This window comes from Sinisalibacter lacisalsi, from assembly GCF_014640115.1.
Taxonomy (GTDB): domain Bacteria; phylum Pseudomonadota; class Alphaproteobacteria; order Rhodobacterales; family Rhodobacteraceae; genus Sinisalibacter; species Sinisalibacter lacisalsi.
The window spans coordinates 31,843-51,491 of sequence record NZ_BMGI01000003.1 but is presented as its reverse complement, the minus strand read 5'-3'; the positions used below and the strand labels follow the sequence as shown (position 1 = coordinate 51,491).

The window sequence follows — 19,649 nt, the reverse complement described above, 5'->3', positions numbered from 1 at the left end:
GCTCAGCCCCCCGCGGCGTCGATCCGGTCGAGTTCGCGCCGCAACGCGCCCTGATAAATCCCGCGCCAACCGCGCTGACGCTGGCTCAGGAACCTCGAACGACGGATGTCCCACAGCCGGTTGTCGCGGTAGTCCTCTTCAAAGCCGTGATGGGAATACTTGCCCGATAGGTTATAAACCGTCAGTTCCCCCAGGAAGAATTCCGTATCATTACACAGGAAATCCACCCGCATGTGATCGAAATGGGCGCCGATCTCGGAAGCGATAGCCAGCATCTCGTCGATGTGCTGCGGCAACGGCGTCTGGTCGATTTCATCGGAAACCGCGGTGTACTCGTCCGACAGGCGCAAGACCCCATCGTCCTCCATAAGCCACATCGCGGCGTTGCGCTGATCGCCCCGGGTGTAGATCGGCACAACCTGGCCGATCTCGCGCCCGAAGGTGTAGATCTTCACATCGAAACACCAGTCGCCCGCAAACAGCAGTTCCTCCACGATCAGGCCGGAGGGAACATCGGAATAGGCCCATTCATGAGCTTTCTCGCCATGGCGCTTCCCGACGAAGGCATTGGCTTCGGCGATGATGGCATCACGGTCGGCGGAAGGTTCGCGCAGGAAGATGTTCATCTTGCAGCCGTGCCGCGCCTTTATCACCGAGGGTGTATTGAACGCTTGCCAAGGGATTTGCGAAGCGTCGGCGCCGGTCCAGAGGGTCTTTGGCATTCGCACATCGCGGAAATGTCGACGCACCCAATCCTTGCAGGCCACCTTGTCGCTCAGCACAGTGAACCTGGGATCGTGGTCGAAGATCTTCCGCCAGGCGAATTTTTCATTGACGGTGCGGGGCACGGCGATGTTGATGCGCCCCTTGCCGGTCTGCCGGCGCCTGGCCTTGCGCAGACCGCGCACGATTCCCGGATGGGTTCGGGCGATCCATCGGTTCACGCGCGACAGAACCATAGCATCGAAACGGCGCAGGAGCCCGGGGGTTCCCGGAATCCCGGTCTTTCCGGCCAAGGCGGCAGCCCCGTTTTCAGCCGGCATCGTCGAGGGCGGCGAGGAGATCGGCCACGAGATCATCGGTGTCTTCCAACCCGACCGAAAGCCGCACCAGGCCGGGGGTGATGCCGAGGGCCTGCTTCTGGTCCTCCGGCAGGCGCTGGTGGGTGGTGGTGGCGGGGTGCGTCACGATGGATTTCGCGTCGCCGAGGTTGTTCGAGATCACGGGGATTTGAAGCGCGTTCAGGAAGGCGAAGGCCGCCGGCTTGCCGCCGGCGAGATCGAGCCCGAGCACGGTGCCGCCATGGTCCATCTGGCGCGCGGCCACGGCGCGCTGGGGGTGGCTGGCAAGCCCGGCATAGAGCACCCGCGCAAGCCTGGGGTGACCCTCCAGCGCCTCGGCGATGGCCTGGGCTGAAGCGGCGGCGGCACGCACGCGCAGCTCCAGCGTTTCCAGCCCCTTCAGCATCACCCAGGCGTTGAACGGGGAAAGCGCGCCGCCGGTGTGCTTCATGTAGGGTTCGACGGTGCCGCGGATGAACTCCGCCGTGCCGAGGATCACGCCGCCGAGGCAACGGCCCTGCCCGTCGATATGCTTGGTGGTGGAGTAGATCACCACGTCGGCCCCCTGCCCCAGCGCGTTCGAGCCCACGGGCGTGGCAAAGACGTTGTCGACCACCACCAGCGCGCCGGCCGCGTGCGCCAGTTCCGCCACCGCCGCGGTGTCGACCACCTCGAGCGTGGGGTTCGAGACGGTTTCGAAGAACACCGCCCGCGTGCCCGGCCGGATCGCCGCGCGCCACTGGTCCATGTCGGTGCCGTCGACCAGCGTGATCTCGACCCCGAAGCGCCCCAGCACCTCCTCGAGAATATAGAGGCAGGAGCCGAACAGCGCCCGCGCCGCCACCACGTGATCGCCGGCCTTGCAGATCGCCATCAGTGCGCCGTTGACGGCGGCCATACCGGAGGCGGTCGCGAAGGCATCCTCGGCGCCTTCGAGCGCGGCGATGCGGTCTTCGAACATGCGCACGGTGGGGTTGCCGTAGCGGGCGTAGATGAACTCGTCGGGCCCGGCCTCGAGAAAGCGCGCCTCGGCCTGCTCGGCGCTTTCGTAGACGAAGCCCTGGGTGAGGAAGATCGCCTCGCTCACCTCGCCGTACTGCGACCGGCGGGTGCCGCCGTGAACGGCCCTGGTTCGCGATTTCCAGTTGTCCATGCGCGCCTCCCGCACAAAAAAGCCCCCACCGCATGAGCGCCGGGGGCCGTCGGTCGTCCAGTCCCTGACTTTTTAGCGGCATGTTTAACGTGGCCCGCAATCCAGTGCACAAATCGCCACGAGCCGCTCGGTATCGTGACTTGCACCTTGCGTCAAGCAGTCGCAGTCTGGCGCGCGACGCAAAAGGAGAGGCAAATGACCCCGATCGAGCTCTATTACTGGCCAACGCCGAACGGATGGAAAATCACGATCGCGCTCGAGGAGATGGCGCTGCCTTACGAGGTGAAGCTCGTCAACATCGGCAAGGGGGAGCAATTCGAACCCGGTTTTCTCAAGATCGCCCCCAACAACCGGATGCCGGCGATCGTCGATCCCGACGGCCCCGACGGCGCGTCGATCAGCGTGTTCGAATCCGGCGCCATCCTGCAATACCTCGCCCGCAAGTCGGGCATGCTCTACGGTGAAGGCGAACGCGACCGGGTAGCGGTGGAGCAATGGCTGATGTGGCAGATGGGCGGGCTCGGGCCGATGGCCGGCCAGGCACACCACTTCCTCAGATACGCCCCCCGTCTCGATCCGCCGCAAGACCTGCCCTACGCCAAGGACCGCTACCGGGCCGAGGTGGCGCGGCTCTATGGCGTGATGGACCGCAGGCTGGCCGAGGCCGAGTTTCTCTCCGGTGATTTCTACTCCATCGCCGATATCGCCTGCTACGGCTGGGCCACCCTGTGGGAAGGCCAGGAACAGACGCTGGACGACAAGCCCAACCTGGCACGCTGGCTGGATACCCTGGGCGCGCGCGCGGCGGTGCAGCGCGGCATGGCGGTGGGTGCGGAGAAGCGCAAGAACGTGGCCGACGACAAGGACGCGCAGAAAGTCTTGTTCCGGCGGTGAAGCTTGGCGGGGGCGAAATCCGCAGCGGATTTCGTGTCGTTTTCTGCTGCAGAAAACGGGCCGTTTTCCGACCCGGAAAACGCGCCCCTACCCGTCCTTTTCCTCTTCGGCGATGCCGTGCCGGGCGAACAGGCCCGATTGCGCCATGAAGAAGGCGAAGATCGAAAGCGGCAGGCCGAAGGTCTTGAAGTTGACCCAGGCGTCAGTCGACATCGTGCGCCAGACCGCCTCGTTGGCCAGCGCCAGCGCGAAGAAGAAGGCGGCGAGGCGGCGCGTGAGGATCATCCAGCCCTCGCGCTTGAGCGGCATGGCCTGGTCCATCACCGCCTCGAGGTAGGATTGCCCGCGCAGGAGGCCAAAGCCGAGGATGCCCGCGAACAACAGGTAGATGATCGTCGGCTTCATCTTGAAGAAGCGTTCGTCGTTCAGCCAGACCGAGAGCCCGCCGAAGGCGACGACGAGCACCAGCGTGGCGATCTGCATCTTCGACAGGTGGCCCGACAAGCGCCACTGCAGGAAGGTGGCCACCGCGAGCAGCGGGATGAACATCGCCGTGACCGCGACGAAGCCGGAATAATCGGTGCCGGCCACGGTGAAGGTGCGGTCTTTCAGGAGCACGTATCCCACGAAGAACGCGATGATCGGCCCGTATTCGAGCGCGATTTTCACCGCCGGTTTGATCGCCTTGTCCGTCATCGCCTCGTCCGCCATGAAACCCCCTAGCCTCCGGCTTCCACTATCACAGCTCCCAGCGCGATCAAAGCCATCAGCGCGATGCGGCGCGGGCCCACCCGTTCGCCCAGAACCAGCCAGCCGATGAGCGCGGCGAAGACGGTCGAGGTCTCGCGCAGCACCGCCGCCTGGCCGACCTGGTCGAGTCGCGTCGCCAGCATGATCGCGCCGAAGGAAAAGAAGGCGACGAAGGCCCCGATGATCCCTCGCAGCGCCAGCGGCGCGAGCGCCGGCGGCGCCGCCATCCGCCGCCAGCGGATCGCCGCGAGCACCGGGAAGACGAGCCCGTCGATCATGAAGAACCAGGCGAGGAAGGTGAAGGGATCGGGCGTGGCGCGGATGCCCCAGGCGTCGACGGTGGTGTAGAGCGCCACGAAACCGCCGGTGAGCACCGCCATGGCGAGCGCGGGCCTGAGCCTGTCGCGGCCGATCTGCCAGTGCCGCAGGTTGTAGATCGCGAGGCCGTAGATGCCCGCGAGCAGCGTCGCGACGCCGAGCCATTGCACCGGCGTGAACCTTTCGCCGAACACCAGCCCCGCGCCGATTACGGCAAACAGGGGCCCGGTGCCCCGCACCACCGGGTAGACCACCGTGTAGGACCCGAGGCTGTAGGTGTAGCCCTGCGCCAGCTTGTAGGTGGTGTGCACCAGCCAGACCAGGGCGAAGAACGGGATCAGAGAGGGATCGGGCCAGGGCACGACGAACAGCGCCACCGGCGCCGCGATCAGCCCGTAGGCCGCGTCGATCGCACCGCGCGAGAGCCATGGGTCGTGCCGCCCCTTCTGCAAGGCACCGAACAGCGCGTGCAGCAGCGCCGCCATCAGGGCCAGCACCAGCGCCGCATCATGCCCCGCCGGCGTGCCCTCGATCGCGGTGATCCAGTCGGCCGCACCGCTCAAAAATGGAACCCTTTCGGCGCGCGCGGGATGCCGTCACGCGGGCCCGCGGGCACCGCTCTCGGCCGCCGGCGCCGGCCCGGCGGCGGCGGGATCGTGATCCGCCCGATCGGCTGCGGCCGCATCGCCTTGTCCTCGGCACGATTGGAGCGGCGGCGGGCAACGAAACCGGCGATCTCCATCGGCTCGCGATACCCATCCTCGATCACCCCGGTCTCGGTCAGTTCGTGGCTCGCGTCGGCGATCAGCCGCCAGGTGATCCGGCGCAGGAGCTCGTCCGACTGGAACCCTGGCAGCAGCCCGACCTCGACGATCCGGGTGATCGAGCCCGCACGCACCAGCGCGCCTGCGCCCACGACTTCCCAATCGGAAAACAGCACCGCCCGCGCCAGCACGTCGGCCATCGACGAATAGCCCGCCTGCCCCGCCTCCGGGTAGGGATGCGAGATCGCCAGCCGCCGCGCTTCGGCAACGAAGGACATCGCGGTGCGCGTGCCCTTGAGCATGAGATGCCTGTCGCGGCCTGCCTCGATCATCTGCTCCACTATCCTCGCCGCGCGCGCCTTCCGCGCCTGCCCGGCTTTCGCGTCGTATTTGCCACACGCCGGTTAACAGCGCGCATATGGCGCTATCAGGCCCCGGTGAGGGCGCGGGCGAAATCCTCCGGATCGAAGGGCGCGAGATCGTCGATCTGCTCACCCACGCCGATCGCGTGGATCGGCAGGCCGAACCGGTCGGCCAGCGCCACCAGAACACCGCCCTTGGCGGTGCCGTCGAGCTTGGTCATCACCAGCCCCGAGACATCGGCCATGCGCTGGAAGGTCTCGACCTGCGAGAGCGCGTTCTGGCCGGTGGTCGCGTCGAGCACCAGCAGCGTGTTGTGCGGCGCGCTCGGGTCGCGCTTGCGGATCACGCGCACGATCTTGGCAAGCTCTTCCATCAGGTCGGCCCGGTTCTGCAGCCGCCCGGCGGTGTCGATCATCAGCAGGTCAGCCCCCTCGGCCTCGGCCTTCGTCATCGCGTCGAAGGCGAGCGAGGCCGGGTCGGAGCCTTCCGGCGCGGTCAGCACCGGCACGCCGGCGCGCTCGCCCCAGACCTGGAGCTGCTCGACGGCGGCGGCGCGGAAGGTATCGCCGGCGGCGATCACAACGCTCTTTCCCGCTGCCTTGAACTGGCTCGCGAGCTTGCCGATGGTCGTGGTCTTGCCCGACCCGTTGACCCCGACCACGAGCACCACCTGCGGTTTCTTGGGGTAAAGCGGCATTGGCCGTGCCACCGGCTCCATGACACGGGCGATCTCGGCGGCCATCAGCGCCTTGATCTCGTCGACCGAGAGCTTCCGGCCCAGCCGCCCCTCGGCGATGTTGGCGGTAACGCGCACGGCCGTGTCGACCCCCATGTCGGAGGCGATCATCAGTTCCTCGAGGCTCTCCAGCATATCGTCGTCGAGCACCCGGCGGACGACGCTGCGCTTTTCCTTGCGGCCGAGAAGACGGCCGAGAAAACCGGGCTTCTGCGCGAACTCGACATCCGGCGCGCCGATGCTGGCGGGCATCACGTCGCCCAGTTCCGGCGGCGGGGCATCGGGCATCGGGTCGGTGGGTTGGGGCGCCTCCTGCGGCGCCGGTTCGGGGCCTTCGGGCGCAGCGGGCGGCACCTCTCCGGGCGTCTCGTCGGGGGCCTCCTCGGGCGCGGGTTCGGGCACTTCCTCGGGCTCGCTCGGGGCCGGACCGGGCACCGGCTCTTCCTCCGGTTCCGGCTCGGGCACCGGCGCCGGTTCAGGCTCCGGCAGCGGCTCGGGCTCGGGCTCGGGCGCCGGTTCGGGTTGCGGCACCGGGGTCGGCTCCGGCGCGGGGGTCGGCTCGGGTTCCGGCGCCGGCTCAGGCTCCGGCGCGGGCGCGGGCTCCGGCGCAGGTTCGGGCGCGGCCTCGCGCGGCAGGGTCTCCTCCGGGTCGGGCGCGGGTTCGGGCCGCGGTTCGGCCTCTTCCTCCTCCGCCACGCCACCTTCCTCGACAATCGCCTCCAGCCCTTCCTCGAGTTTCGACGAGGAGCGGGTGAGCTTGTCCTTGAGTTTCTTAAAAAACGACATGGGCCCTCCGATCTTGCCCTTCACCTAATGGGGATCGCGCGCCAAGGGAAGAGCCTCACCCCACCACCACGGCCAGGATCAGCGCCTGGCCCGCGACATAGAGCCCCCAGACCAGCCAACGCGCGGCGGCGGCGCGCGCATCGGTTTCGCGCAACCGGAAAAGCTGCACCGCGAGCAGCGTATCGGAGGCGATGAACAGCCCCGCACCCAGTGCGAGGAGGCCGAGCGGCTGGGTGAGCACCGCAAGCCCCATGGCGACGATCAGCGCCACGTAGCTCCGCACCGGCCAGGCCAGCCGCCCCACATGGGGCGTGAGCCAGAGCTCCGCCGAGAGGCCGAAGGCGACGAGCCCGGCGGCAAGCAGCGGGTTGAGCGCGAAGGCTTCCCACGGCGGACGCTGCGACATCGCGGTGAAGACCAGCACGTAGAGCAGATGCGCCAGCGCGAAGGCGGCAAGACCGTAAAGGAAGGCGGCGTCGCCGCGGCGCGAAAGCGCGAAATCGCCCGCTGCCGAGAAAAGCAGCGCGGCGGTGAACAGCGGCGGCGCGCCGACGCGCTCGGCGGCCAGGGCAAAGGCGAGAAGCGGCGCGGTTTTCAACACCGACCGTGGCCATGAAATCGGCGCGGGCAACCAGCGCAGGTAGACGATCGCAAGCGCAATCCCGGCCCAGAATGCAGGGTGGAATGTCATCGGCTGCCCCTTTCGGCGCAAGGATCACCCGCGCGCCGCCGCCGGTCAAGCCACCGCGACGCCGGTGCCCCTTGTGCCGCGGCGCGGGCGGGGTAGACTCGACAGCACTCCAAGGAGGTCTTCATGCACCCGGTTCGCGCCTTCGCCGTCGCCTCGCTCGCCCCGGTCGGGCTGATCGCGCTCGCGGCACTGTTCGGCGGGGCCTGGACCTGGGCGGCGCTCGCCTACATGACGCTCTTCGCCTTCGCGATGGACCAGATCATCGCCCGGATCGCCCCGCCGGCCGACCCCGACGCCGCACTGCCCGCCGCCGACGGGCTTTCGGCGACGCTGGCGCTGGCGCATTTCGCCCTGCTCGCGCTGGTGATCTCCGCGCTGGCCGGCGGCGGGCTCGACCCCGTCCACTGGATCGGGCTCTACGTCGCCGCCGCGCTGTTCTTCGGGCAGGTCTCGAACTCCAACGCGCATGAGCTCATCCACCGGGGCGACCGGCTGCTCTTCAACCTCGGCAAGTGGGTCTATATCAGCCTGCTGTTCGGCCATCACACCTCGGCCCACACCAAGGTGCATCACCGCTTCGCCGCTTCAGGGGACGACCCCAACACCGCCCGCCCCGGCGAGAGCTTCTACCATTTCGCGCCGCGCGCCTGGGTGGGCAGCTTCATTGCCGGCTACCGCCAGGAGCGGGCCGATCTCGCCCGGCGCGGGCGCGGCGGCTGGACGCCCTACCCGATCTACATCGGCGGCGCGCTGGCGCTTCTGGCCCTGAGTTACCTCGCCTTCGGCTGGGCCGGTCTCGGTGCCTATCTCGCGCTCGCGGCCTATGCCCAGCTGCAGCTTCTGCTTTCGGACTACGTCCAGCACTATGGCCTCACCCGCGCACGCGATGCAGACGGCAAGCTGGAGCCGATCGGCCCGGCGCACAGCTGGAACAGCCGGCACTGGTTTACCTCGCACCTGATGCTGAATGCCCCGCGCCATTCCGACCATCACGCCCACCCTGCCCGGCCCTACCCGCAACTGCAGCTTCACCCGGCGGCGCAAGCGCCGATGCTGCCCTCCTCGCTGCCGGCGATGGCCGCGCTGGCGCTGTTTCCCCGCGCCTGGCGGCGGGTGATGGGGCGGGCGCTGGCGAAGTGGCAGAAGACCGGGGGAGCGGCGGCATGATCCGGACCTGTCTCGCGCTCGCCTTCTCCCTTGGCCTCGCCGCCCTGCCCGCGATGGCCCAGGACCCGATGACCGGGCCCGAATTCGAAGCCTATACCACCGGCAAGACGCTGCTCTACGGCATCGGCGGGGAGGTTTACGGCGGCGAAGACTACCTGCCCGGCCGCCGTGTGCGCTGGTCGTTTCTCGACGGCCGTTGCCTTGCGGGGGAATGGTACGAGGAGGCACCCTTCATCTGCTTCGCCTACGAGGACGGTACCGCGCCGGTGTGTTGGACCTTTTTCGAGACCCCGGACGGCCTCGTCGCCTACCTCGACGGTGACGAGGGGCAGGCGCTGTATGAAACCGGCGAGGCGGTGGAACCGCTCATGTGCCTTGGGCCGGAAGTCGGCGTTTGAGGTGATCCGGCCGGGCGGCGGCGGAGGCGCGCATCGGCGTGACACCGTGTAGATGTTGACGGCCCCAGCAAGAGATCAGAACAACGAACCCTGCTCGGGCGGCGGTTTGGGCGGGGTCTTCTTCGCCGCCGGCTTCACCCCGGCCTCGGCCGGGGTGAAGCGGCCATCGGCGAACTCGATTTCAAGGCTGGCGGCCGATTTGGCGGCCTTGCGGCTGGTCACCACCGCGCCGTCGCCGCGCACCACGGCGTAGCCGCGCTTGAGGGTTTCGGTGTAGCCCAACGTCTGGCGGGTGCGGTCGAGGCTTTCGAGCCGGGCGCGCCAGGCCTGGGCCTGCGCCGCCGCGGCGCGGGCAAAGCGGGTGCTGAGCGCGTCGAGATCGCGGCCGCGCCGGGCGCGGGCTTCGCGGATACGCTCGGGATCGAGCCGGCGGGCACGCTCTTCCAGCTCCCGCGCCTTCAACCGGGCGGCCCGCGCCAGGGCCGGGGCGAGGCGGCCGGCGGCGTTTTCGAGCCGGGCGCGGCGATGGTCGATCCGGGTGCTGAGCAGGCTGGGCCGAAGCCCGGCCCCGGCCCGAGTCAGGCGGACGTGGCCGAGGTTGGCACGCATGGTGAGCGCGGCGGGAAGCCGGTCGGCGGCGCGGTCGAGGCGTTGGCGGGGGCCATCGAGCAGCGTCTCGGGGCGCGGCAGAAGGCGCGAGAGATCAGACAGCCGCTGGCCGCGGCGGGCAAGCGCCTGGGTCAGCGCGGCGGTGAGGCGCGCCTCCTGCTCGGCGGTCCAGGCCAGGAGGTCACGGCGCACCGGCACCGCCATTTCCGCCGCCGCCGTGGGCGTGGGCGCGCGCCGGTCGGCGGCGTAATCAATCAAGGTGGTATCGGTCTCGTGCCCCACCGCCGAGATCAGCGGAATCCCTGAGGCGGCAGCGGCGCGCACCACGATTTCCTCGTTGAAGCCCCACAGATCCTCGATCGAGCCGCCGCCGCGCGCGACGATGATCAGGTCGGGCCGGGGCAGCGCGCCGCCCGGCGCGAGCGCGTTGAAGCCCTCGATCGCGCGCGCCACCTCCGGCGCGCAAGCCGCGCCTTGCACCGCCACCGGCCAGATCAGCACGCGGCGCGGGAAGCGGTCGCGCAAGCGGTGCAGGATATCGCGGATTACCGCGCCAGAGGGCGAGGTGATCACGCCGATCACCTCCGGCAGGTAGGGGATGGGCGTCTTGCGTTCGGGCGCGAACAGCCCCTCGGCGGCGAGCTGGGCCTTGCGTTTTTCCAGCATCGCCATCAGCGCGCCGACGCCCGCGGGAGCGATCTCCTCGATCACGATCTGGTATTTGGACTGGCCCGGAAAGGTGGTGAGCCGCCCGGTGGCGACCACTTCCATGCCCTCCTCGGGCTGGGTCGCGAGGCGCCCGGCGACGCCCTTCCAGATCACGCCCGAGAGCACCGCGCGATCATCCTTGAGATCGAGGTAGACATGGCCGGAGCGCGGCCGCGAGACCCGGCCCACCTCGGCGCGGACGCGGACATGGGCGAACTCGCCCTCGATCATGCGTTTGACCGCGCCGGAAATCTCCGAGACGGTGAATTCCGGCGCGTTGCCGGCCTGGGAGGGATCGTCGATCAGGTCCATGGCGCCCAGATTAGCCCCGGGCACGACGCGGGGCCAGAGCCGATCCGTCTATTGCCCGGGCGTCCGGTTGAGAAAATGGCTCAGATCGTCGCTCATCCGGTCGCCGAAAGCGCGCCGCTTGCGGCCGAGGTGGGCGGTGTAGAGATCGGCCCCGTAAAGCACCAGCGCGAGGCCGACGCCGGCCGCGAGGAACAGCGGCTCACCCCGCCCGTAGGCGAATGCACCGGAGAGACCGAGAATCGCGGCATGAGCCACCAGCCATCGCGGCACCCGGGGCGCGACCCCGTCGGGCCAGTACAGCGCAGGCGGGCGATGGCCGAATTCGCGCATATAGGCGGCGCGGGTCTGGTGATAGGCCCGGGACGCGCCGAGCATGCGGGTGGTATCGTCAAGCGGCAGGGGCTTGCCCAGCACGCTGGTGCAGAAGTGCACGTAGTCGGGGTTGCGGGCGTGCATCTGCCAGGCCTGGCGGATCTGGGCGGGAACCACGCGTGGCGCGTCGGAGATCGCCGCGAGGTAGAGGAAGCGGCGATATTCGACCTCGATCTCGCGCGCATCGGCAAGCGGCAGATCATTGGCCTGGGCCAGCGCGCCGTGGAACTCGCGCCCGTCGCGCGTGGCGGGCAACGGGGCCATGAGGATTCGACTCCACAAACGGGGATCGGTCATGCCATCCGGCCGGACGGCGGATTTCTTCGTGGTGAACATGGTTCCTGCCACTTGTCTCAAGAGGGCCATGGGCCTAGACCCTGCCACGTAATTGCGACGACAAAAGGGCGGGCAATGAACATTCTTATCCTCGGCTCCGGCGGGCGCGAACACAGCATCGCCTGGGCGGTGAAACAGAACCCGAAATGCGACCGGCTGATCGTCGCCCCCGGCAACGCCGGCATCGCAGAGATCGCCGAGTGCGCCCGGCTCGATATCGAAGACGGCGGCGCGGTGGCGGAGTTCTGCGCCGAGAATGCGATCGATTTCGTCATCATCGGGCCGGAAACACCGCTGGCGGCAGGGGTGACCGACCGGCTGACGGAGGCGGATATGCTGGTTTTCGGCCCCAGCGCCGCGGCGGCACAGCTGGAGGCGTCCAAGGCGTTCACCAAGGAGATCTGCGACGCCGCCGGCGCCCCCACGGCCGCGTGGGCGCGGTTCACCGAAGCGCAGCCGGCCAGGGATTACATCCGGTCTCGCGGGGCGCCGATCGTGGTCAAGGCCGACGGGCTCGCCGCCGGCAAGGGCGTGATCGTGGCGCAGGACGAGGCCAGCGCGCTCGCCGCCGTCGACGAGATGTTTGCGGGCGCCTTCGGCGCGGCCGGGGCGGAGGTCGTGGTCGAGGACTTCATGACCGGCGAGGAAGCGAGCTTCTTCGTGCTCTGCGATGGCGAGAACCTTTTGCCGATCGGCACCGCGCAGGATCACAAGCGCGTTGGCGAGGGCGACACCGGGCCGAACACCGGCGGCATGGGCGCCTATTCGCCGGCGCCGGTGCTGACCGACGCGGTGGCCACGCGGGCGATGGAGGAGATCATCCGCCCGACGATGCGGGTGATGGCCGAGCGCGGCATGCCCTACCGGGGGGTGCTCTATGCCGGCCTCATGATCGAGAACGGCGAGCCCCGGCTGGTGGAATACAACGTCCGCTTCGGCGACCCGGAGTGCCAGGTGCTGATGATGCGGCTTGGCGCGCAGGCGCTCGACCTGATGCTCGCCACCGCCGAAGGCCGGTTGGACAAGATGCGGGTGAACTGGGCCGACGACCACGCGATGACGGTGGTGATGGCGGCCCGCGGCTACCCGGGAGCATACGAGAAGGGATCGGAGATCCGCGGACTGGAGGCGCTCGCCGAGGACTCGCGCCACATGGTCTTCCACGCAGGCACCACCGAGCGCGACAGCCGGGTCACGGCGACGGGGGGACGCGTGCTCACCGTTACCGCGCGCGGCGCGAGCCTCGCCGAGGCGCGCGACGAGGCCTACGCGATGATCGATCGGATCGACTGGCCCGAGGGCTTCTGCCGCCGGGATATCGGCTGGCGGGCGCTGGGGTGACGGCACCGCGCGCATATGCCTTCAAACCGGCGGCCCTGCGCGCCCCCATCCGCTACGAACTCGAGGCCGAACAGCTGCGCGAGACGGGCGGCTGGGACATCACGCTGAACGAAGTCACCGCCGCCGCCTTCGCGACGCAGGTGATGAAGGGCACGCGCTTCGTGCGGCTCGACCTCTGGGTGGGCGAGACGCGGCGCAGCCTCAGCTACAGCGGCGCCGCCGCCGGCTGGACGGCCGATCCCGACGCGCGCGCCTTCCTCGAACTCGCCCGCGACACGCTCGACGCCCTGGCCGGGCTGCGCCCCGATCTCGACGTGGCGCTGGGGGCCGCGGGTGGGCCGCGGCTGGCGATGTTCGGCATCGGGATCGCCGCGATCGTCATCGGCGGCGGTATCTTCGCGGCGGCGCTGGCGAGCGGTGTCTCCACCGACAGGCTGATCGCGGCGGCCGTACCGATGGCGCTTCTGGCGACGGTCGGCGCGCTCCTTGCCTTCGCCAACAGCCCGTGGCGCAAGCTGCCCGTGGGCCGGCCGCAGGCGGTGGCCCGGGTGATCGACGGGCTGATCGCGAAGCTCGCGGCCCCGCCGCCCGGAGCCTGAGCGGAATGACCGAGCGCGACACCACCTTGACCGATTTCGCCCTCGCCGCGCTCTGCGCCGCCTTCGCGGCAACCCTGCTCCAGGCGAGCGGTGCGGCGCTGCTCTACGCGGGCCTCTTCGCCGCGCTGGGGGCGGCGGCGCTGTTCGGGGCGCTCTGGCACGGGTGGTTCGCCGGGCGGCAGCAGGGCGCGGGCGGCGCGCTCTGGCTCGCGGTGATGCTGGCGATCGGGCTTGCCAACACGGCGCTCTGGCTGATCGCGGGCCGCGTGCTCGACCAGCCCGGCGGCCTCTTCGCGGCTCTGGCCTGGGGGCAATTCGCCGTCTTCGCCGCGGTTGTCCTGCTCGGCACGCGCAGTTTCCTGCTCACCTCGGCCTTCAGCCTGCCGCCGGTGCTGGTGCTGATCGCCGGCCATGCGATGCAGCCGGGGGCGGGGCACCGGCTGGCGCTGGCGGGCTTCGTTCTGGCGCTCGTCGCTGCCGGGTTGCAGGCGAGGCGGGTGGGGCTCGCCCGGTTCGGTCTGGGGCACAACGCGCTTTACCACCTTTTGCAGGCGCTGGCCTTCACGCTCGTGTTCCTGTCCGTGCCCCGCTAGGGACAGGCGAGGAACGGCGCGAAGCTTTCGGGGCCTTCATAGCGGGCCACGGGGGTGCTCACGAGGCGGCCCGCCTTGAGCCGCGTTTCCTCCACCTCGCGCCAATCGGCATCGGCGGTGACGATCAACGGCGCTGCGCCGGGGCAGGCGCGCACGCCGCCCTCGATCATCTCCGCGCCGTAGCGGTGGTTGCTGAAGCCGGTGGCGCTGGCCACGGGGGTGAAACGGGCCTGTCCGTCTTGAAGCACCACCCTCACGAGACGCAGGGTCTTGGCGAGGTGCGGGCGATCGACATAGGCGATCTCGTCATGACCATCGCCGTCGAAATCGGCGATCCCGGCGATGGCGAGCCAGCGGTGGCGCTCGCCGATCGCGGCGGTCTGGCCGAGCGGGCGGACCGCTGCGCCGTCATGGCCGAAGACCATCACCATCGCGCCGACTTCGAAGCCGGAGAGCACCGCCACCACCTCGGGCGCGCCGTCGCCATCGAAATCGTGCAGCCTTGGCGCGGTATCCTCGAACACCGCGCCATCGAAGCGGAAGATGTTACCACCGCCGTCGGCGTAACGCAGTTCCAGCCCGGCGTATTCGCCGTCTTTCAACGCGCCGTGACCATAGGCCCCGGTGGGATCGACATAGGCCGCGGCCACGATCTTTTGTGCGGCCGAGGGAGCGGGGAGCAGCGCAAGCGCGAGGCTGAGGGCGAGGCGCATGGAGCGGTCCTTTCGCCTCCTTGTCGCCCACCCGCCGCGCGCCTGTCCAGCAACGGCTGCGTGATCAGATCTGCTTTTCGGGCAGGTTCACCACGAGGCCGTCGATCGCGTCGGTGACCTGGATCTGGCAGGTCAGGCGCGAGCGCACCGGGTCGGGTTCCCAGGCGAAATCGAGCATGTCGGCTTCCATCGCCTCGCGGGCGGGGAGTTTTTCCACCCAGTCCTCGGCAACGTAGACGTGGCAGGTGGAGCAGGCGCAGGCGCCGCCGCAATCGGCCTCGATCCCCGGCACGCCGTTGTCGCGCGCGCCCTCCATGACGGTAAGGCCATTGGCGACCTCAACCACGTGTTCGGTCCCGTTGTGCTCGATATAGGTGATCTTCGCCATTGCGCCGTGCCTCCGCTCTGATGTTCCGCCGGGGTTCTAGCGAAGGCAGATGGGGGCTGCCAGCCCGTTTTGCCAGATCTCGGCGCAGGGCTTGCCTTCATCGAGCTATGTTCTATTTCTGTTCTCATGATACCCGCCTCATCCCCCGCGCGCTGGCCGCGCCCGCCCTCGGCGATCCCGCATCGCTGGCTCAGCCGCCCGCCGGTGGGCGCGCGGGTGACGGTGGCGGGGCTGGTGATGGTGCGCCAGCGCCCAGGCACGGCGAAGGGCGTGATCTTCATCACGCTGGAGGACGAGACCGGCATCGCCAACGTGGTCGTCTGGCGCCAGGCCTACGAGCGCCACCGCCGCGCCGTGGTGGCGGGGCGCGCGCTCAGGGTGACCGGACGGCTGCAACGCGAGAGCGGGGTGGTGCAGATCGTGGCGGAGGTGATCGAGGATATCTCGCCACTGCTCGACCGGCTGGCGCGCCCCCCCGGCGAGGCCAACGAGGCCCCCTAGCCCGGCGCGCAAATATCGGCTATGTTTCGCCAAACGGTCCACAGAACCGAAACGAGCAGATGACCAGATTTTTCAGCTTCCGTCCCGCCGCCGGGATCGTTCTGGCCGCCTTCGGGTTCACCGCCTGCACCGCGGACGGGGGCGAAGACGTCGCCCGTGCCGACCTCGGCGAGGAAGTGGTGATCACCGATTTCACCCTCGGCCCGCCCGGCGCCCGCCCCGGCGCCTGCTATGGCAAGGACGTGACCCCGGCGGTGATCGAGCAGGTGACCGAGCGGATGCTCGTCGCGGAGGCCGAGATCGGCCCCGAGGGCAATATCATCACCCCGGCGAAATACGAGGAACGCACCAGCCACCAGGTGGTGACCGGCCGCGAGGTGATCTATTTCGAAACCCCCTGCCCGCCGCGCTGGACACCCGACTTCATCGCCTCGGTGCAGCGGGCGCTCGCCGCGCGCGGGATCTACAAGGGCACCCCCAGCGGCACACTCGACCATGCCACGCGGCAGGCGATCCGCGCCTTCCAGGTTCGCAACGGCCTCAACTCGGGGATCCTCTCGACAGAGAACGCCCGCGCGCTCGGCCTTGTCGAGATAGATCTCACCGGCTGAGAGATCAGATCAACGCGCCGAACTGGCTGGCGATCCACAGCGTGATCGGATCGGCGCCCATGACCCAGCCGCCGAGCCGTTCAACGACGTTGCCCGCCTCCAGCATGGCCAGCCGGTCACCGTAGGTGATCGGGCCGATGTAGTTGAGCAGGAATCCCTTGAACAGCAGGAACGCCACGAGCGAAAGCGTGATACCGCGCAACGGAAGAGACCGGCGCGGCCGCGCACGCTCCACCGGCACGAGCACGCCATCGCGCTCCTCGAGCCGCACATAGCCCGCTGAAAGCCGCTTGTGACGCCCTTCGATCTCTCGAAGGCGCTTGCTGAATCTGGCGTAGTTCGCGTCAGCCATGACCAACTCCAAACCTCGCCCCCACCGGATGCAATTAAGGGCAGAAATGTGGCAAAAACGTGGCGGAGCGCGGGAAACAGTTTGTTTCCCCTTATTTTTAAGGGTTTCTGGTGAGCACCAATGTCGTCCAATCGCCATATTCTGCGCGTGACGCCAGCACGAAGCCCTGCGCCTTGTAGGCAGCCACCACCTCGTCGGCCTGGTGGTTCAGGATTCCCGACAGGATCGCGTGCCCACCGGGGGCGACGTGCACCGCCATTTCCGGCGCCAGCGCCAGCAGCGGGCCCTTGAGGATATTGGCGAAAACGAGATCGAAGGGCGCGGCGGCAGCGAGGTCGGGATGGTCGAACCCGGCCGCCTCGATCGCGTGCACGCGCTCCGAAAGCCCGTTCGCCTCGATGTTGGCGCGCGCCACGTCAACCGCCACGGCGTCGATGTCGGAGGCGATCACCGGCCGCGGCCAGACCTTCGCCGCCGCCATCGCCAGCACCGCCGTGCCGCAGCCGATATCGGCGATGTTGCGCTTCACCAGGCCTTGCGTCACCAGCGCGTCGAGCGCGCTCAGGCAGCCGAGCGTGGTGCCGTGATGGCCGGTGCCGAAGGCCATGGCGGCCTCGATCCGGAGCGCCACCTTGCCGGCGGGCACCCGATCGGCATCATGGCTGCCATAGACGAAGAAGCGCCCCGCCTCGACCGGCGACAGCGCGCGTTTCACATGCGCCACCCAATCGGTCTCGGGCAGTTCCGACACGGTGAAATCGCCCGCGCCGTGCACCTTGGCGAGCAGCGCCAGCGCGATCTCGTCGGGCGCCTCGGTGAAGTAGCCGCCCACCTCCCAAAGCCCCGAGCCGTCTTCCACTTCGAACACCCCCACCCCGGTGGGCGCGGGATCGAGATCCTCGAGCGCCGCGCCCAGCGCCTCGGCGGGAGCGTGGCCATCAAGCGTGGTGAAGGCGGTGAATGTGGGCATCGGCGGTCTCCTGCTGGCGCCCCGGCCTACCCCCGGCCCGCCGGGCGGTCAAGAACGCCCCCTGCTTCTTGGGTCCACAAATACCTCGGGGGGTGAGCCCGAAGGGCGAGGGGGGCAGAGCCCCCCTGCCCCGCCCTCAAGCCCCGGTGCCGATCGGGCAGCTCACGCCGGTGCCGCCAATCCCGCAATAGCCGTTGGGATTCTTGGAGAGGTATTGCTGGTGGTAGTCCTCGGCCCAGAAGAACGGCCCGGCCTCGGCGATCTCAGTGGTGATCGCGCCGTATCCCGCCGCGCCGAGCCGCGGGGCGAAGGCATCGCGGCTGGCCAGCGCGGCGTCACGCTGGGCATCGCTCGTCCAGTAGATCGCCGAGCGGTATTGCGTGCCCCGGTCGTTGCCCTGGCGCATGCCCTGCGTCGGGTCATGCCCTTCCCAGAACACCTTGAGAAGCTCGTCATAGGAAATCACGCCCGGATCGTAGGTAACCCAGACCGCCTCGGTATGCCCGGTGCGTCCCGAGCAGACCTCCTCGTAGGTCGGGTTCGGGGTGTAGCCGCCGGCGTAGCCCGCAAGCGTCATCCAGACGCCCGGCAACTGCCAGAACATGCGCTCGACACCCCAGAAACATCCCATCCCGAACACCGCCACCTCATGGCCCGGCGGCACCTCGAGCGTGAGCGGCCGGCCGAAGACGTGATGCGTCGCGGCGGTGGGGATCGCGGTGTTGCGCCCCGGCAGGGCCTCGGCCGGCGCGACCATCTCGATCTTTTTCGTCAAACCAAACATGCGCTTCTCCTTTGTCCTCGATATAGTCCCGCGTTACTCGGCCGGCGAGACGGCAAGGCCCGCGAACACCGTTTCGTGACCCTTCTCGGGGTGGCGCGGGATCATCAGCGCGAGCGTGAGTGAGCCGATCGCCATCGCTGCGGCGAGCAGGAAGACCCCGCCGGGCGAGGTGACCCAGAGGTAACCGAGCAGCGCGGGCAGGAACACGGCGGCGACGTGGTTGATGGTGAAGGCCACCGCCGCGGTGGGGGCGATGTCGGGAATATCGGCGATCTTCTGGAAATAGGTTTTCAGCGCGAAGGCGAGCGCGAAGAACATGTGGTCGATCACGTAGAGCGCCGCGGCCAGCGCCACGCCCCAGCCGAAATAGTAGATCCCGCCATAGGCGAGAAACACCAGCGCGAGGCCGATGTATTCGAAGGCCAGCGCGTTGCGCTCGCCCCACTTGCCCACCGCCCGCCCCATCAGCGGCGCGAAGACCATGTTGGCGAGGAAGTTGATCATGAACAGCGCGGTCACCTCGTGCACCTCGAAGCCGAAGCGCTCGACCATCATGAAGGCGGCGAAGACCACGAAGATCTGCCGCCGCGCGCCCGCCATCGCCTGCAGCGCGTAGTAGAGCCAGTAGCGGCGGCGCAGCACGAAGGTTTTGAGCTGCGGCTCGGGGCTTTCGAATTTTGGGTAGAGGGCCCAGGCGAAGATCGCGACCGCGAGGGTGAAACCGCCCGAGGCGAGGTAGACGAAGTTGTAGGAGAGATCGAAGGTTTTCCACGTCACCACCAGCAGCCCGTAGGCCACCAGCGAGGCGCCCGAACCGACCGCCATCAGCCAGCCCAGCATCTGCGGCGCGCGGGCGCGGTCGATCCATTGCAGTTGGAGCGACTGGTTGACCGTCTCGTAGTAGTGGAACCCGATCGAGCTGAGCATGGTGATCGTGAGGATCCCGCCGAGCGAGGGAAACCACGCCGTCATCGCCGTGGCCGCCCCGAGCAGGCCGAGGTTGAAGACCAGCAGCGTCTGTTCGCGAAAGAACATGATGAGCAGGATCACCCCGATCGCGAGAAAACCCGGCAGTTCGCGCACCGAATGCAGCCAGCCGATCTCGACCCCGGTGAACCCCGCCATCTCGATGACGAAGTTGTTGAGCAGGGCCGACCAGGTGGCGAAGGCGATCGGCATCGCCGCCGCCATCAGCATCAGCAGCGTGACCGGCTGGCGCCAGCGCGGCAGGCTTCGGGCCTGTTCGAGAGTCAGAGTTTGCGTCCGCATGGCGATTGATAGGCCGCGGCCCGGCACGAGGCGAGCGGAAAAACACATTCATTTTCACTTATGCAACTTGACGTCGATCAAGGCGGAGCGCGCGAATCGGGTGCATCTGC

The 19,649-nt window shown here is 68.7% G+C and carries 23 protein-coding genes and 1 riboswitch; of the genes, 8 read left to right on the top strand and 15 right to left on the bottom strand.

The annotated features are described in order from the left end of the window. Positions 1-2: 2 nt before the first annotated feature. Positions 3-1,043 carry an ATP-grasp fold amidoligase family protein gene (locus IEW01_RS09845; RefSeq protein WP_229738185.1) on the bottom strand — a complete coding sequence of 347 codons (1,041 nt, stop codon included), beginning with the start codon at positions 1,041-1,043 and terminating at the stop codon, positions 3-5. After that, positions 1,033-2,214 carry an O-succinylhomoserine sulfhydrylase gene (gene metZ / locus IEW01_RS09840; RefSeq protein ID WP_188527465.1) on the bottom strand — a complete coding sequence of 394 codons (1,182 nt, stop codon included), beginning with the start codon at positions 2,212-2,214 and terminating at the stop codon, positions 1,033-1,035. Before metZ ends, IEW01_RS09845 begins: the two co-directional genes overlap by 11 nt. Before the next feature lie 52 nt (positions 2,215-2,266). Beyond that, positions 2,267-2,344, bottom strand: a riboswitch (SAM riboswitch). A gap of 65 nt (positions 2,345-2,409) precedes the next feature. Between metZ and IEW01_RS09835 the strand changes: the two genes are divergently transcribed. Beyond that, the gene (locus tag IEW01_RS09835) at positions 2,410-3,108 is read left to right on the top strand and encodes a glutathione S-transferase N-terminal domain-containing protein (RefSeq protein ID WP_188527464.1); all 699 of its coding nucleotides are present in this window, start codon (positions 2,410-2,412) and stop codon (positions 3,106-3,108) included. Between the two features lie 87 nt (positions 3,109-3,195). Here IEW01_RS09835 and IEW01_RS09830 read toward each other — a convergent pair whose 3' ends face one another. From IEW01_RS09830 to IEW01_RS09810, 5 genes are all read right to left on the bottom strand, one after another. Then, positions 3,196-3,804, bottom strand: coding sequence for an inner membrane-spanning protein YciB (locus tag IEW01_RS09830; RefSeq protein WP_188527941.1), 609 nt, complete (start codon positions 3,802-3,804; stop codon positions 3,196-3,198). A gap of 23 nt (positions 3,805-3,827) precedes the next feature. Beyond that, a complete protein-coding gene (locus IEW01_RS09825) occupies positions 3,828-4,739 on the bottom strand; it encodes a DMT family transporter (RefSeq protein WP_229738183.1) in 912 nt (303 codons plus the stop codon). After that, positions 4,736-5,272 (bottom strand): hypothetical protein, encoded by a 537-nt coding sequence (locus tag IEW01_RS09820; RefSeq protein WP_188527463.1) that lies wholly within the window; start codon positions 5,270-5,272, stop codon positions 4,736-4,738. Before IEW01_RS09820 ends, IEW01_RS09825 begins: the two co-directional genes overlap by 4 nt. Positions 5,273-5,367: 95 nt before the next feature. Further along, entirely contained in the window at positions 5,368-6,825 is a 1,458-nt protein-coding gene (gene ftsY, locus IEW01_RS09815) for a signal recognition particle-docking protein FtsY (RefSeq protein ID WP_188527462.1), read from the bottom strand. A gap of 55 nt (positions 6,826-6,880) precedes the next feature. Beyond that, a complete protein-coding gene (locus IEW01_RS09810; protein WP_188527461.1) occupies positions 6,881-7,516 on the bottom strand; it encodes a lysoplasmalogenase family protein in 636 nt (211 codons plus the stop codon). A 123-nt stretch (positions 7,517-7,639) separates the two neighbouring features. Here IEW01_RS09810 and IEW01_RS09805 point away from each other — a divergent pair, with 123 nt between their 5' ends. Then, the gene (locus IEW01_RS09805; RefSeq protein WP_188527460.1) at positions 7,640-8,683 is read left to right on the top strand and encodes an alkane 1-monooxygenase; all 1,044 of its coding nucleotides are present in this window, start codon (positions 7,640-7,642) and stop codon (positions 8,681-8,683) included. Next, on the top strand, positions 8,680-9,081 hold the full coding sequence (locus IEW01_RS09800; RefSeq protein WP_188527459.1) for a hypothetical protein: 402 nt from the start codon (positions 8,680-8,682) through the stop codon (positions 9,079-9,081). The genes IEW01_RS09805 and IEW01_RS09800 overlap by 4 nt, the downstream gene beginning before the upstream one ends. Before the next feature lie 75 nt (positions 9,082-9,156). Here IEW01_RS09800 and xseA read toward each other — a convergent pair whose 3' ends face one another. Next, positions 9,157-10,710 (bottom strand): exodeoxyribonuclease VII large subunit, encoded by a 1,554-nt coding sequence (gene xseA, locus IEW01_RS09795; protein WP_188527458.1) that lies wholly within the window; start codon positions 10,708-10,710, stop codon positions 9,157-9,159. A gap of 48 nt (positions 10,711-10,758) precedes the next feature. Further along, the gene (locus IEW01_RS09790) at positions 10,759-11,346 is read right to left on the bottom strand and encodes a glycine-rich domain-containing protein (RefSeq protein WP_188527457.1); all 588 of its coding nucleotides are present in this window, start codon (positions 11,344-11,346) and stop codon (positions 10,759-10,761) included. Positions 11,347-11,493: 147 nt separating this feature from the next. Here IEW01_RS09790 and purD point away from each other — a divergent pair, with 147 nt between their 5' ends. The 3 genes from purD to IEW01_RS09775 are packed head-to-tail and all read left to right on the top strand — an operon-like array spanning position 11,494 to position 13,951. Continuing rightward, a complete protein-coding gene (gene purD / locus IEW01_RS09785) occupies positions 11,494-12,759 on the top strand; it encodes a phosphoribosylamine--glycine ligase (RefSeq protein WP_188527456.1) in 1,266 nt (421 codons plus the stop codon). Continuing rightward, positions 12,756-13,358: a hypothetical protein gene (locus IEW01_RS09780; protein ID WP_188527455.1), complete on the top strand. Its 603-nt coding sequence runs from the start codon at positions 12,756-12,758 to the stop codon at positions 13,356-13,358. Before purD ends, IEW01_RS09780 begins: the two co-directional genes overlap by 4 nt. Positions 13,359-13,363: 5 nt before the next feature. Then, the gene (locus tag IEW01_RS09775; protein WP_188527454.1) at positions 13,364-13,951 is read left to right on the top strand and encodes a DUF6962 family protein; all 588 of its coding nucleotides are present in this window, start codon (positions 13,364-13,366) and stop codon (positions 13,949-13,951) included. On the opposite strand, the gene IEW01_RS09770 is transcribed toward IEW01_RS09775, so the two are convergent. Together IEW01_RS09770 and IEW01_RS09765 are read right to left on the bottom strand one after the other, a co-directional pair. After that, positions 13,948-14,664, bottom strand: coding sequence for an FG-GAP repeat domain-containing protein (locus IEW01_RS09770; RefSeq protein WP_188527453.1), 717 nt, complete (start codon positions 14,662-14,664; stop codon positions 13,948-13,950). The two genes, IEW01_RS09775 and IEW01_RS09770, sit on opposite strands and share 4 nt — an antisense overlap. Before the next feature lie 64 nt (positions 14,665-14,728). Further along, positions 14,729-15,052 carry a 2Fe-2S iron-sulfur cluster-binding protein gene (locus tag IEW01_RS09765; protein WP_188527452.1) on the bottom strand — a complete coding sequence of 108 codons (324 nt, stop codon included), beginning with the start codon at positions 15,050-15,052 and terminating at the stop codon, positions 14,729-14,731. Positions 15,053-15,178: 126 nt separating this feature from the next. Here IEW01_RS09765 and IEW01_RS09760 point away from each other — a divergent pair, with 126 nt between their 5' ends. Together IEW01_RS09760 and IEW01_RS09755 are read left to right on the top strand one after the other, a co-directional pair. Then, on the top strand, positions 15,179-15,553 hold the full coding sequence (locus tag IEW01_RS09760) for an OB-fold nucleic acid binding domain-containing protein (protein ID WP_188527451.1): 375 nt from the start codon (positions 15,179-15,181) through the stop codon (positions 15,551-15,553). Between the two features lie 59 nt (positions 15,554-15,612). Further along, entirely contained in the window at positions 15,613-16,164 is a 552-nt protein-coding gene (locus IEW01_RS09755; protein WP_188527450.1) for a peptidoglycan-binding domain-containing protein, read from the top strand. A 4-nt stretch (positions 16,165-16,168) separates the two neighbouring features. Here IEW01_RS09755 and IEW01_RS09750 read toward each other — a convergent pair whose 3' ends face one another. From IEW01_RS09750 to IEW01_RS09735, 4 genes are all read right to left on the bottom strand, one after another. Next, complete coding sequence (locus IEW01_RS09750) at positions 16,169-16,516, bottom strand: hypothetical protein (RefSeq protein ID WP_188527449.1); 348 nt, start codon at positions 16,514-16,516, stop codon at positions 16,169-16,171. A gap of 97 nt (positions 16,517-16,613) precedes the next feature. After that, entirely contained in the window at positions 16,614-17,486 is an 873-nt protein-coding gene (locus IEW01_RS09745; protein WP_188527448.1) for a 50S ribosomal protein L11 methyltransferase, read from the bottom strand. 136 nt (positions 17,487-17,622) lie between these two features. Continuing rightward, positions 17,623-18,270, bottom strand: coding sequence for a peptide-methionine (S)-S-oxide reductase MsrA (gene msrA / locus IEW01_RS09740; protein WP_188527447.1), 648 nt, complete (start codon positions 18,268-18,270; stop codon positions 17,623-17,625). Between the two features lie 33 nt (positions 18,271-18,303). Next, positions 18,304-19,539: an MFS transporter gene (locus tag IEW01_RS09735; RefSeq protein ID WP_188527446.1), complete on the bottom strand. Its 1,236-nt coding sequence runs from the start codon at positions 19,537-19,539 to the stop codon at positions 18,304-18,306. Between the last annotated feature and the right edge of the window lie 110 nt (positions 19,540-19,649).

Excerpts from the sequence above, each read along its gene's own strand:
- IEW01_RS09770 (WP_188527453.1), bottom strand. The coding sequence starts at position 14,664 with ATGCGCCTCGCCCTCAGCCTCGCGCTTGCGCTGCTCCCCGCTCCCTCG.
- IEW01_RS09835 (WP_188527464.1), top strand. The coding sequence starts at position 2,410 with ATGACCCCGATCGAGCTCTATTACTGGCCAACGCCGAACGGATGGAAA.
- IEW01_RS09745 (WP_188527448.1), bottom strand. The coding sequence starts at position 17,486 with ATGCCCACATTCACCGCCTTCACCACGCTTGATGGCCACGCTCCCGCC.
- IEW01_RS09790 (WP_188527457.1), bottom strand. The coding sequence starts at position 11,346 with ATGGCCCCGTTGCCCGCCACGCGCGACGGGCGCGAGTTCCACGGCGCG.
- IEW01_RS09760 (WP_188527451.1), top strand. The coding sequence starts at position 15,179 with ATGATACCCGCCTCATCCCCCGCGCGCTGGCCGCGCCCGCCCTCGGCG.
- IEW01_RS09805 (WP_188527460.1), top strand. The coding sequence starts at position 7,640 with ATGCACCCGGTTCGCGCCTTCGCCGTCGCCTCGCTCGCCCCGGTCGGG.
- IEW01_RS09755 (WP_188527450.1), top strand. The coding sequence starts at position 15,613 with ATGACCAGATTTTTCAGCTTCCGTCCCGCCGCCGGGATCGTTCTGGCC.
- IEW01_RS09830 (WP_188527941.1), bottom strand. The coding sequence starts at position 3,804 with ATGACGGACAAGGCGATCAAACCGGCGGTGAAAATCGCGCTCGAATAC.
- IEW01_RS09735 (WP_188527446.1), bottom strand. The coding sequence starts at position 19,539 with ATGCGGACGCAAACTCTGACTCTCGAACAGGCCCGAAGCCTGCCGCGC.
- IEW01_RS09775 (WP_188527454.1), top strand. The coding sequence starts at position 13,364 with ATGACCGAGCGCGACACCACCTTGACCGATTTCGCCCTCGCCGCGCTC.
- metZ (WP_188527465.1), bottom strand. The coding sequence starts at position 2,214 with ATGGACAACTGGAAATCGCGAACCAGGGCCGTTCACGGCGGCACCCGC.
- IEW01_RS09750 (WP_188527449.1), bottom strand. The coding sequence starts at position 16,516 with ATGGCTGACGCGAACTACGCCAGATTCAGCAAGCGCCTTCGAGAGATC.
- IEW01_RS09810 (WP_188527461.1), bottom strand. The coding sequence starts at position 7,516 with ATGACATTCCACCCTGCATTCTGGGCCGGGATTGCGCTTGCGATCGTC.
- IEW01_RS09800 (WP_188527459.1), top strand. The coding sequence starts at position 8,680 with ATGATCCGGACCTGTCTCGCGCTCGCCTTCTCCCTTGGCCTCGCCGCC.
- ftsY (WP_188527462.1), bottom strand. The coding sequence starts at position 6,825 with ATGTCGTTTTTTAAGAAACTCAAGGACAAGCTCACCCGCTCCTCGTCG.
- IEW01_RS09820 (WP_188527463.1), bottom strand. The coding sequence starts at position 5,272 with ATGATCGAGGCAGGCCGCGACAGGCATCTCATGCTCAAGGGCACGCGC.
- purD (WP_188527456.1), top strand. The coding sequence starts at position 11,494 with ATGAACATTCTTATCCTCGGCTCCGGCGGGCGCGAACACAGCATCGCC.
- IEW01_RS09765 (WP_188527452.1), bottom strand. The coding sequence starts at position 15,052 with ATGGCGAAGATCACCTATATCGAGCACAACGGGACCGAACACGTGGTT.
- xseA (WP_188527458.1), bottom strand. The coding sequence starts at position 10,710 with ATGGACCTGATCGACGATCCCTCCCAGGCCGGCAACGCGCCGGAATTC.
- IEW01_RS09845 (WP_229738185.1), bottom strand. The coding sequence starts at position 1,043 with ATGCCGGCTGAAAACGGGGCTGCCGCCTTGGCCGGAAAGACCGGGATT.
- msrA (WP_188527447.1), bottom strand. The coding sequence starts at position 18,270 with ATGTTTGGTTTGACGAAAAAGATCGAGATGGTCGCGCCGGCCGAGGCC.